Origin of the sequence: Saccharospirillum sp. (genome assembly GCF_040881935.1) — a bacterium.
Lineage (GTDB): Bacteria > Pseudomonadota > Gammaproteobacteria > Pseudomonadales > Natronospirillaceae > Saccharospirillum.
In genome coordinates, this window is the sequence record NZ_JBBECH010000025.1 from 22,667 (window position 1) to 33,257 (window position 10,591).

A 10,591-nucleotide genomic window follows, 5' to 3' on the forward strand; every position below is an offset into this window, starting at 1 on the left:
GGAAACATCGTCCAGCGCCGATTCACTGTTCGCCTGACGATCTACCGAACAGATGCGTGATGCTCTCGTAGAGCAACGTCATCCAGACGAAGGTCAATACCCCGATGCCCGGGTGCGACACCGCGGCCAGGGCGGTACTCAGCGTAATCATGCCCATATACAGCGGTGCGCGCGGGTTCAACATGAACATATCCTGTCCCTCTTTGGTCCTGATAATCCCTGGCTACAACATATTGTCAGTGATTGTTTGCGTTACACCTTGTTTATTACAGATACCGTGCCAAGTCAGTAACTCATTGATTTATATAAACTTTATGAACTTCACCTCAAGCCGCACTAGACTTTATTAGCTTTTATGGCTAATTTATTTAGCCATAAAAGCTAATATAAAAAGGAAAGGTATGACCGAGCGCAGTCCGCAGAGAATCCTTGGTGAAAGCCCGGCCTTGTCTGACCTGCTCGACCGGGTGTCCCAGGTTGCCGCACTGAACCGGCCGGTACTGGTTATCGGCGAACGGGGCACCGGCAAGGAACTGATCGCCGAACGCCTGCATTTTCTGTCGCAACGCTGGCAGCAGCCGTTTCTGAAAATCAATTGCGGCTCCATCAGCGAATCCCTGCTCGATGCCGATCTGTTCGGCTATGAACCCGGCGCCTTTACCGGCGCCACCCGTCTGCATAAAGGCCGCTTCGAACGGGCCCATGAAGGCACTCTGTTTCTCGATGAAGTGGGCAATATGTCGCAGGCGTTACAAGAAAAACTACTGCGCCTAATTGAATATGGAGAGTTCGAACGCCTCGGCGGCCAGCAAACGCTGACCGTCGATGTGCGCATCATCGCCGCCACCAACGAAAACCTGCCGGAAATGGCAGCGGAAAACCGCTTCCGCGCCGACCTGCTCGACCGGCTGGCATTCGATGTACTGACGCTCCCGCCATTGCGCCACCGGCACGACGACATCACCCTGCTCGCTGATCAGTTTGGTATTCAAATGAGTAGTGAACTGGGCTGGGAGGTATTTCCGGGGTTTACCGATCGGGCACTTGAGAAACTCAGCAGCCACCCGTTTTACGGAAATGTCCGTGAACTCAAAAACGCCATCGAGCGCAGCGTCTACCGCTGGGGAAATGAACTGGAACCGATCGACGACCTGGTGCTCGACCCCTTTCACTCACCCTGGCAACCCACACCGGAAACCGGCTTTTCAGCCAACCCAAGCGAGGGTTTCAGTGAACAGGTCAATCGTTACGAAGTGGCGTTACTGGAAGGCGCGCTGGATGCAAATGGCCACCACCAGGGGCGCGCCGCTGAAGCGCTTGGGCTTAGTTACCATCAATTTCGCAGCCAGTTGCGTAAGCATGGGCTGATAGAGAAAAAACCTAAAGCCAGTATTTAGGAGGGACAAAATTGCCATGCATTTGCCGGAGTATGTAATAAGGCTAGCGCTGGGTGGCAGGGTTGCGTCTAAGGGGGTATCTGAGGCATGGATGCCGAAGATAAGCCTACACGGACGTATTCACGGCGCCCCCGCAGGCGCAACCCTGACACCCAGCGCGGGTTCAGGGCAATACACCAAAACTGGGGCTATTAAACCGCGTCTTCGCCCGTCTCGCCGGTGCGGATGCGGATGACTTGCTCCAGTGACGAGACGAAAATCTTGCCGTCGCCGATCTTGCCGGTGTTGGCGGCTTTGGAGATCGCTTCGATGACGGACTCCACCTTGGTATCGTCGATGGCGACTTCGAGTTTGATCTTGGGCAGGAAGTCGACCACGTATTCGGCGCCGCGATACAGCTCGGTGTGGCCCTTCTGGCGACCAAAACCCTTGACCTCGGTCACGGTGATGCCCTGAACACCCACTTCAGAGAGGGATTCACGAACATCGTCGAGTTTGAACGGTTTAATAATGGCAGTTACAAGCTTCATGCTGAACTCCTCAGAGTAACGGAATAGCCGACAGGTGCTATGAGCATACCTTACCGGTCTGGCCGTTCAAGTTAAACACCTGTCAAAACTTAGGCCCCGTTTACCCGAGCAATAAAAAAGGGCTCGAAGACCCTTTTTGAAGTTCAGACTGTTTTGCCCGGGATCACTTGGAACCGGTGAATTCCGGGTAAGCGTCCATGCCACATTCAGCAATGTCGACGCCTTCGTACTCTTCTTCTTCGCTGACGCGAATGCCCATAACGGCCTTGAGGATGCCCCAGACAACCAGCGAGGCAACGAATACCCAGATAAAGATGGTCAGCGCGCCAACGATCTGGCCGGAGAAGGTTGCATCGGGGTTGGTGATCGGCACCAGCAATAGGCCCAGCAGACCGACAACACCGTGTACGGAGATGGCACCAACCGGGTCATCAATCTTCAGTTTGTCGAGCGTTACGATGCTGAAGACAACCAGCAAGCCACCCAGGGCACCGAAGATGGTGGCCACCAGCGGCGTTGGCGTAGAAGGTTCAGCCGTGATGGCGACCAGGCCAGCCAGTGCGCCGTTCAGGGCCATGGTCAAGTCTGCTTTCTTGAACCAGATGCGGGCCAGAATCAGGGCTGCGATAGCACCGCCAGCGGCCGCGGCATTGGTGTTCATGAATACGATAGCAACGGCGTTGGCGCTTTCGGCGTCAGCGACTTTCAGCACTGAACCACCGTTAAAGCCGAACCAGCCCATCCACAGGATGAAGGTACCCAGGGTGGCCAGCGGCAGGTTGGAGCCCGGAATCGCGTTGACTTCACCGTTCTTGCCATACTTGCCTTTACGGGCACCCAGCAGCAGAACCCCAGCCAATGCAGCGGCCGCACCGGCCATGTGGACGATACCGGAGCCCGCGAAATCGGATAGGTTCAGTGAGTACATACCAAATACTGGCTGGCCACCCCAGGTCCAGGAACCTTCCATTGGGTAAATAACCCCGGTCATAACAACGGCGAACACCAGGAAAGCCCACAGCTTCATCCGCTCGGCAACGGCACCGGAGATGATCGACATGGCCGTGGCCACGAACACCACCTGGAAGAAGAAGTCGGAAGACGGTGAGTAGTAGCCATCGCCAATCTCAGTAATACCGGTCAGGAAGAAGCCACCGTCGTACATGATGGCGTAACCGCAAATCAGGTACATGGTGCAGGAAATGGCGTACAGCGCTACGTTCTTGGTCAGAATTTCAGTGGTGTTCTTGGCCCGGACCAAACCGGCTTCGAGCATCGAGAAGCCCGCCGCCATCCACATGACCAGAGCGCCACAGATCAAGAAGTAAAAGGTATCGAGTGCGTATTGTACTTGCGTCAATTCGTTCATTGTTCAGTCTCTCCCGTTAATCAACCCGGCCTAGATCGCGTCGTTGCCAGTTTCGCCGGTACGAATGCGAATCGCCTGTTCCAGCGGGGTCACAAAGATCTTGCCGTCACCGATTTTTCCGGTGTTGGCGGCCTTGGTAATTGATTCGATGGCACGATCGAGCAGTTCATCGGAAATACCGACCTCGACCTTTACCTTGGGCAGAAAATCCACCACGTACTCCGCACCGCGATAAAGTTCGGTGTGGCCTTTCTGACGACCGAAGCCTTTCACTTCAGTCACGGTAATGCCCTGAACGCCGATTTCAGAGAGCGCTTCGCGGACATCGTCCAACTTAAAAGGCTTGATAATGGCTGATACGAGTTTCATGTCGTTCACTCCTGTTGGTTCCACCGTTGCGCTGATCATCAGCACCGGCCCGAGGGCATTGGCCGCCACGATCAGTGCGGCGGCCGGTCACCCGAGTTACAATGTCCAATGCAACGGTTGGCTGCGATTGGTTTCATCCGTGAAGGTATATAGCGAAGCCCGTGCCAACTCGACTAACCGTTTAAAATCAAGCAGTTAGCTATTGAACTGCGTCACAAACTGCCTTTTGACGCACTAAAATGAAGCACTGCACAATAAGTGTGCGATGAGAAAGCACTCTGATGGAGCACTGATATGAAACTGCCCGAGGACCTACTCGATCAGATCAGCCGACAGGCGAGCGAACTGTTCAGCCAGGGCCAGCAAGCCCGGGGTGAACTGCGCCAGAACATGCGCAGCCTGGTGCAAGCCCAGCTGAGCAAACTGGATGTTGTCAGCCGTGAAGAGTTCGAGGCGCAACAGGCTGTCCTGCAACGAACACGCGAGCAACTGGCAGAACTTGAAAAACAACTGGCGGACCTGGAAAACCGGCTCAAGCCGTGACTGAATTGGAGTGGGATAACACCGGTCGGAAGCTGGAGTTGGGCTACGCGGGCTTGCTGATGGGCTATACCCACCAGCCCGACAACGTTGTGCACTGGGAAAGCAAGGTGTTACTGGGAGAGGGTGCAGATTTAACCCGGCAACCGAATGTCGATTTTGCGCATCAGGCTCAAACCGATGTGCTGATCATAATAAGCCGCTTCATTAATAAAAGCCCCATAGAGTGTCTCGGTGCCTTCATAGTTAATGGATTCCCCGTCGAAAGTCATAAACAGCGGATCACCGGGTTTAATTGGCTGATAATCGGCATCCTGCCGGTCGGGGTGAATCATCGCCGTCAGTTCGCCCCGCTCGTTCTCGGGCAGCTTCAGCTTGTCGACGTACTGAAACCCCGCCAGGCTCTCCGGCAAATCAGGCTCGTCACCGCGTCGCACCGCCGCCAGAAAATCCAGGCAGTGAAGGGTGGCCTGGCGGGTCTGGTCAAACACATCCCAGCGCAACATACCCTGGGGCACCGGCCCTACTTCGACCAGCAGCCCGTGATGCTTCGCCAGCGAGATCAGGAAGTTGTCGCTCATCCGGTCTTCCGGCTCGTAAAACAGCGTTACCTCCGGCATCTGCTGTTTAACGTAGAACGCCATACCAACCACCAGCGCATCATCAGACTTAATGACCAGGGTGGTACCCATGTTGGCCGTTGTGGTGTGCAGATCGATAATGAAATCGACCCGGGGGGCATCTTTGGGCCCAAGCAGGGTGTTCAGTGATTTGGCCCGGTTATGCTCGTAACCACAGAGGCTGTGGTCCGACAGGTCGTCCCAGTTGAACTGACGGTTCAGATCCTGATCCAGATACCGCCGGTTACACCCATTGGCCTTCGGGTTGGCCAGATGCAACTCGGTGACCAGCCCGTCACGGCAAATCTCTTCAGGATTATTGCGCCAGTGTTTGAGCAAATGCACCCCGGTAAGCTCGTTACCGTGGGTACCGCCGGTGATGGCAACGTGTTTGATCGGGGTTGTGGACATGGGTCACCTGTTGGCGTGGCTGTATTCTCACACCCAGTATGAGGGACTTGGAGAAAAAGCCAATCCCCCACCTCACTCAGCCTGCCAAAGGCGGCAGGTGAGATGGGTCAAAAACGGCATTGGTGGGGTGTTACTCAACGTAGGGTTCGGCTTTACCTTGGTGCCAAAAATCCGTGCCAGGCACCGGGTGTACCTATCTGGGGTCGGCGTGGACCCATCCATGGGGCCTAGACCGCAGCATCCATGCTGCGGACTTCCCCAGATAGTACACCCGGCACCTGGCACTCTGATTCCCGAGAACTCTACACCTAAAATTACTTAACCAGCCCAATCTGGCGCAACCGCTCCATCAGGTACTCGTCACTGGTAATCGGCGGGTAGCGTTTCGGGTTGTCTTCGGTTACACACTGCGGCAACGCATCAAGTGAAGTTCCCGGGTTCGGGTGTACGAAGAACGGGATCGAATAGCGCGATACCTTGCCGGCTTCACCTTTGGGGTTTACAACACGGTGCGTGGTCGACGGCAGTACATGATTGGTTAACCGCTGCAGCATATCGCCCACGTTGCAGATGATGGTGCCTTCAATCATCGAGATACCGACCCACTCACCACGCATGTTTTTAACTTCAAGCCCTTCCTGCTCGGAGCCGACCAACAAAGTGATCAGGTTGATGTCTTCATGAGCACCGGCACGTACATTGGGCAGGTTGGGGTCGGTAATCGGAGGATAATGCAACGGCCGCAGAATGCTGTTGCCGTAGTTCACTTTCTCATCAAAGTAATGCCGGTCTTCGCCAATAAACAGAGCAAACGCCTGCAACAACTCCTGCGACAGGGCATCCAGTTCATAGTAAAGCCGCAGCATGGCGTCTTTGAACTCGGGCACTTCTTCCGGCCAGACATTCGGCGTCAGGTCTTTGTGCGGCGGTTCGCCGTCGATCTCGCGACCCACATGCCAGAATTCTTTCAGGTCGACGTGTTCGGCGTTTTTGGCAATCTCGGTACCAAAGGGGGTGTAACCCCGGGTGCCACCGTTGTTCTTGAAATAGGTTTTCTTGGTCGCATCGGGCAAGGCAAATACATTTTCGGCCGCGCGCAGGGCGTTAATCGCAACCGAGGCATCAATGCCATGGCCGGTGATACCGGCAAAGCCCCAGGCCTGATAGGCCGCGCCCATTTCCTGAACAAAGCCTTCCGGGTCGGTTTTAAAACGGCGTAGATCGAGCGTAGGAATGGTGTTCATATCGGCAGTCTCTCGTTCAGGCAATGCCTGATAATACGGTTATCCTCCGCTGCGAACGCAATGCCGCTGCGGGGGATGGTCTCAGCGAGATCCCGAATCAATCTCGGGTGAGGCGGTTGTCCGCCTTCTTATCTCAGGTGTGTGACTGTTCGAACCCGGGTTCACCCGGCCCGATCAGGCACGTTCTTTCACGTAAGGTTTACCAATGGCCTTGGGTGCAACGGCACGGCCAATAAAGCCGCCCAGAAGCACGACAGTCAGAATATACGGCAGCGCTTCTACCAACTGCACCGGCACTTCAAAGCCCAGGATAATGGCACCCTGGCTGCGGTCCGCAATGGCTTGCAACGCCCCAAACAACAGGCAGGCCAGCATGGTAGTTTTCGGCCGCCACTTGCCAAAAATCAGCGCTGCCAGTGCCATATAACCCTTACCGGCACTCATGTTCGGCGAGAACTGAGCGGTCAGTGCGACCGACAGGTAAACACCGGCAAACCCGGCCAGCAAACCACAGACCAGCAATGCCAGATAGCGTACCTGAGTCACAGAAATACCGGCAGTGTCGACCGCCTGGGGGTTCTCACCGGTGGCACGTAAACGCAACCCGAAACGGGTACGGAACAGAACAAACCAGCACAGAGGCACCGCCAAAAAGGCCAGGTACACCAGTATGTAGTGACCACTGAGCAGTTCTGAATAAATACCCCCGATAATCGGCACATCCGCCAATGCATCGGCGAATGGCAGCACAATCGGCTCGAACCGGGCGTTTAATTCTTCGGCACGGCTGACCAGGTTGGGGGTATTCCCGCCCTGGCTGAACCAGTAGTTGCCCACGGCGGCCGTCAGGCCAGCAGCCAGAATGTTAATCGCCAAACCGGACACCACATGGTCACCGTTGTGTGTGACCGTCGCGAAGGCGTGCAACTGGGCGAACACCACGGAAGCCATCATGCCGGCCAGCAGCCCCATCCAGGGAGATCCGGTGTAGTAGGCAGCAGAGGCACCGGCGAAGGCACTGATCAGAATTTTGCCCTCAAGGGCAATGTTCACAATGCCCGACCGTTCGGAAAACATCCCCGCCAGTGCTGCGAAAATCAGCGGCGTGGCGTTACGCAGGGTGGCGTCAAGAATCAGAATAATGTTGTCGAATGCTTCCATGATCAGGCCTCCGCCGCGAGTTCTTCAGAGGTCTTTCTGCGATGACTCGACAATCGCAAATAGAGCCGTTCAATCGGATGCTTCATCATGTTCTGCAGTGCGCCCGAGAACAGGATAACCAGCCCTTGCAACACCACCACGATGCGTGCGTCCACCGAATATTCAAACTGCAGCTCACTGCCACCCTGGGTTAGAAACCCGAACAGCAGGCTGGCCAGTACAATACCAAAAGGATGGTTGCGGCCCATCAGCGCCACGGCAATGCCAGTAAAGCCCATCTGATTGACCAGATTCAGTTTGATCTGATGAGCTTCGCCCTGCACCACGTTCAATGCCATGAAACCGGCCAGACCACCGCCGATCAGCATGATCATGATGACTGTTTTAGGAATACTGATACCGCCGTATTTGGCACCGGATGCGTTGCTGCCCATGGCCCGGACCTCATAGCCCCAACGCGTGCGCCACAGAAATACCCAGACCGCAAAAGCGACAAACAACGCCCAGAACATCGACAGGTTAAGCGGCGACCGGTCGATGGAAATGCCAATCAGCGCCAGCGTTTCATGCATCTTCGGAATCCAGGAAGATGGATCAAACACCGCACTTTCCACCGACATGGTTCCGGACGGCTTTAGAAAGTTGATCAGAATATAGTTCATCATCGAGGCGGCGATGAAATTAAACATAATCGTGGTGATTACGATGTGAGAGCCACGCTTGGCCTGCAGCCAGGCCGGAATCAGCGCCCACAAACCACCGAATACAAACGCCGCAATAATACTGATCGGCAGTAACACGATTAACGGCACATGACCGCCCAGCCCAAGGCAAACCAGGCCCACGCCCAGCGCACCAATATAGGCTTGGCCTTCACCGCCAATGTTGAACATTCCGGCTTGGAACACGACGGCCACAGCCAAACCAGTAAAGATGTAGCTGGTCATGTAGTAGAGGGTATAGCCCCAGCCATAAGAGCTGCCAAAGGCGCCATAGACCATGGCCTGCAACGCATCGAGCGGATTAATATCCAGATACCAGAACACCAGAGCGGCGACCAGAGCAGCCATCGCCACGTTGGCCAGAGGAATGACCCCGACGGTAATCCAGGCAGGTATACGCTGTTGGCTCATGCGGGTTCCTCCGACTGCAACGCCTTGATTTCATCAGGAACAATATTGGCCATCATCAGGCCGAGGGTACGTTCATCGGCCTTGTCGGCCGGGACTTCGCCGACGATGGTGCCGTCGAACATCACCAGAATCCGATCCGCCAGCGAGCGAATTTCATCCAGCTCAACCGAGACCAGCAAAATCGCTTTACCCGCATCGCGCATATCCAGAATGCGCTGGTGAATGGATTCAATCGCACCAATATCGACACCCCGGGTCGGCTGCCCGATCAGCAAGACATCGGGGTTCTGTTCAATTTCACGAGCAATGACCAGCTTCTGTTGGTTCCCACCGGAAAAATTGGCCGTTTTCAGGTATGGATCCTGAGGACGCACGTCCCAGCGCTCCATCTTTTCCTGGCAATCGGCAATAATGGCAGCCTGATTCATCTGCACTGTACCGTTGTATTCCGCATTGCGGTGATAACCCAGCACGAAGGCTTCGTAAGCTGAAAATGTATTGATCAGCCCCATCCGATGCCGGTCTTCAGGAATGTGCCCGATACCAGCATGGCGCACCTGCGACGGGTTCATGGGGTGCTCGGCATCCAGGGTGTGGCCGTTCAGATCGATAGTACCGGTGTCGACCGGGGTAATGCCCGCCAGGGTTTCCAGCAGCTCGGACTGGCCGTTTCCCGATACCCCGGCAATGCCGACGATCTCACCGGCGCGCACGCTCAGTGAGACGTTGTCGAGACGTTTGACACCGGCGCTGTCGGTCATGCTCAGGTTACGGACCGACAGTTTGAAGTCCCCAGGTGTTGAATCGCCTTTGTCGACCTGCAACAGCACCTTACGCCCAACCATCAGTTCAGCCAGTTCTTCCTGGTTGGTTTCTGCGGTCTTCACATGGGCTACCATTTCACCACGACGCATGACCGAAACATTATCGGTCGCGGCCAGAATTTCACGCAGTTTGTGAGTGATCAGAATCACCGTCGTGCCCTGGGCTTTCAGCGAATCAAGCACTTTGAACAAATGCTCGGTTTCCTGGGGCGTCAGCACGCCGGTCGGTTCGTCCAGAATCAGGATACGGGCACCCCGATACAGAGCCTTGAGAATTTCAATGCGCTGCTGAAACCCGACCGACAATTCCTCGACGGGCTGATCCAATGGTACCGAAAGGCCAAACTCTTCCGACAACCGGTTCAGCTCGGCGCGTGCCTTATCGAGGCTGTCGTCTATCAATTCACCGCTTTCGGCGCCCAGAATAACGTTTTCCAACGCGGTGAAATTCTGAATCAGCATGAAATGCTGGTGGACCATGCCAATACCGGACGCAATGGCGGTTTTGGAGTCTCTGATTTTCAGCACCCGGCCATCGATGGCAATGTCGCCTTTATCGGCTTCGTAAAAACCGTAAATGATGCTCATCAGTGTGGATTTACCAGCACCGTTTTCGCCGACGATACCGTGGATGGTGCCTTTTTCGACCTTCAGGTCGATGTTTTTATTGGCGTGTACCGCACCAAAGTGCTTGTCGATGCCGCGCAGCTCAAGGGCGTATTCTGCAGCAGAGTGGATCTGGGCAGTCATGGGTCACCCGGTCAGTAGAGGTTAATGGAAACGCTGTATGTTTTGAGAATAGCCGAACATGCGACAGGTCTCACCCGGTATGGAAATCGTCCGAACCGGGCTCCGCCCTCCCCAAAGGGCTGGCGTGAATAACTCAAGTTTCGACGTTCGAATTGGCTGCATCGCCTTGAATCCGCGGCGGATGGCGGGGCTGCTCCTGCGGGGGCGCCGTGAATACCTCCATGTAGGCTTAACTTCGGCATC

The 10,591-nt window shown here is 55.4% G+C and carries 11 protein-coding genes; 2 read left to right on the forward strand and 9 right to left on the reverse strand.

Going from position 1 to position 10,591, the window contains the following annotated elements; all coding sequences use genetic code 11:
• Nucleotides 1–22 precede the first annotated feature (22 nt).
• On the reverse strand, nt 23–184 hold the full coding sequence (locus WEB54_RS03465; protein WP_368053275.1) for a hypothetical protein: 162 nt from the start codon (nt 182–184) through the stop codon (nt 23–25).
• Between the two features lie 217 nt (nt 185–401).
• Here WEB54_RS03465 and pspF point away from each other — a divergent pair, with 217 nt between their 5' ends.
• The gene (pspF, locus tag WEB54_RS03470; protein ID WP_368053277.1) at nt 402–1,397 is read left to right on the forward strand and encodes a phage shock protein operon transcriptional activator; all 996 of its coding nucleotides are present in this window, start codon (nt 402–404) and stop codon (nt 1,395–1,397) included.
• Between the two features lie 191 nt (nt 1,398–1,588).
• On the opposite strand, the gene glnK (WEB54_RS03475) is transcribed toward pspF, so the two are convergent.
• From glnK (WEB54_RS03475) to glnK (WEB54_RS03485), 3 genes are all read right to left on the reverse strand, one after another.
• On the reverse strand, nt 1,589–1,927 hold the full coding sequence (gene glnK / locus WEB54_RS03475) for a P-II family nitrogen regulator (RefSeq protein ID WP_368053279.1): 339 nt from the start codon (nt 1,925–1,927) through the stop codon (nt 1,589–1,591).
• Nucleotides 1,928–2,090: 163 nt separating this feature from the next.
• Nucleotides 2,091–3,296: an ammonium transporter gene (locus WEB54_RS03480; protein WP_368053281.1), complete on the reverse strand. Its 1,206-nt coding sequence runs from the start codon at nt 3,294–3,296 to the stop codon at nt 2,091–2,093.
• Between the two features lie 30 nt (nt 3,297–3,326).
• Nucleotides 3,327–3,665 (reverse strand): P-II family nitrogen regulator, encoded by a 339-nt coding sequence (gene glnK, locus WEB54_RS03485; RefSeq protein ID WP_028670788.1) that lies wholly within the window; start codon nt 3,663–3,665, stop codon nt 3,327–3,329.
• 294 nt (nt 3,666–3,959) lie between these two features.
• Here glnK (WEB54_RS03485) and WEB54_RS03490 point away from each other — a divergent pair, with 294 nt between their 5' ends.
• Nucleotides 3,960–4,208, forward strand: a complete 249-nt coding sequence (locus WEB54_RS03490; protein ID WP_368053283.1) for an accessory factor UbiK family protein — start codon at nt 3,960–3,962, stop codon at nt 4,206–4,208.
• Nucleotides 4,209–4,339: 131 nt separating this feature from the next.
• Here the strand turns inward: WEB54_RS03490 and WEB54_RS03495 are convergent, their stop codons facing one another.
• From WEB54_RS03495 to WEB54_RS03515, 5 genes are all read right to left on the reverse strand, one after another.
• Complete coding sequence (locus tag WEB54_RS03495) at nt 4,340–5,236, reverse strand: aspartoacylase (RefSeq protein WP_368053285.1); 897 nt, start codon at nt 5,234–5,236, stop codon at nt 4,340–4,342.
• A gap of 314 nt (nt 5,237–5,550) precedes the next feature.
• Entirely contained in the window at nt 5,551–6,480 is a 930-nt protein-coding gene (locus WEB54_RS03500; protein WP_368053287.1) for an isopenicillin N synthase family dioxygenase, read from the reverse strand.
• 174 nt (nt 6,481–6,654) lie between these two features.
• The gene (locus tag WEB54_RS03505) at nt 6,655–7,641 is read right to left on the reverse strand and encodes an ABC transporter permease (RefSeq protein WP_368053289.1); all 987 of its coding nucleotides are present in this window, start codon (nt 7,639–7,641) and stop codon (nt 6,655–6,657) included.
• Between the two features lie 2 nt (nt 7,642–7,643).
• Nucleotides 7,644–8,774, reverse strand: coding sequence for an ABC transporter permease (locus WEB54_RS03510; protein WP_368053291.1), 1,131 nt, complete (start codon nt 8,772–8,774; stop codon nt 7,644–7,646).
• Nucleotides 8,771–10,348 (reverse strand): ABC transporter ATP-binding protein, encoded by a 1,578-nt coding sequence (locus tag WEB54_RS03515; protein ID WP_368053293.1) that lies wholly within the window; start codon nt 10,346–10,348, stop codon nt 8,771–8,773. The genes WEB54_RS03510 and WEB54_RS03515 overlap by 4 nt, the downstream gene beginning before the upstream one ends.
• Nucleotides 10,349–10,591 lie beyond the last annotated feature (243 nt).

What these genes read in the sequence shown, in the direction of transcription:
- WEB54_RS03490 (WP_368053283.1), top strand. Translation starts at nt 3,960, where the DNA reads ATGAAACTGCCCGAGGACCTACTCGATCAGATCAGCCGACAGGCGAGC.
- pspF (WP_368053277.1), top strand. Translation starts at nt 402, where the DNA reads ATGACCGAGCGCAGTCCGCAGAGAATCCTTGGTGAAAGCCCGGCCTTG.
- glnK (WP_028670788.1), bottom strand. Translation starts at nt 3,665, where the DNA reads ATGAAACTCGTATCAGCCATTATCAAGCCTTTTAAGTTGGACGATGTC.
- WEB54_RS03480 (WP_368053281.1), bottom strand. Translation starts at nt 3,296, where the DNA reads ATGAACGAATTGACGCAAGTACAATACGCACTCGATACCTTTTACTTC.
- WEB54_RS03510 (WP_368053291.1), bottom strand. Translation starts at nt 8,774, where the DNA reads ATGAGCCAACAGCGTATACCTGCCTGGATTACCGTCGGGGTCATTCCT.
- WEB54_RS03465 (WP_368053275.1), bottom strand. Translation starts at nt 184, where the DNA reads ATGTTGAACCCGCGCGCACCGCTGTATATGGGCATGATTACGCTGAGT.
- glnK (WP_368053279.1), bottom strand. Translation starts at nt 1,927, where the DNA reads ATGAAGCTTGTAACTGCCATTATTAAACCGTTCAAACTCGACGATGTT.
- WEB54_RS03515 (WP_368053293.1), bottom strand. Translation starts at nt 10,348, where the DNA reads ATGACTGCCCAGATCCACTCTGCTGCAGAATACGCCCTTGAGCTGCGC.
- WEB54_RS03505 (WP_368053289.1), bottom strand. Translation starts at nt 7,641, where the DNA reads ATGGAAGCATTCGACAACATTATTCTGATTCTTGACGCCACCCTGCGT.
- WEB54_RS03495 (WP_368053285.1), bottom strand. Translation starts at nt 5,236, where the DNA reads ATGTCCACAACCCCGATCAAACACGTTGCCATCACCGGCGGTACCCAC.
- WEB54_RS03500 (WP_368053287.1), bottom strand. Translation starts at nt 6,480, where the DNA reads ATGAACACCATTCCTACGCTCGATCTACGCCGTTTTAAAACCGACCCG.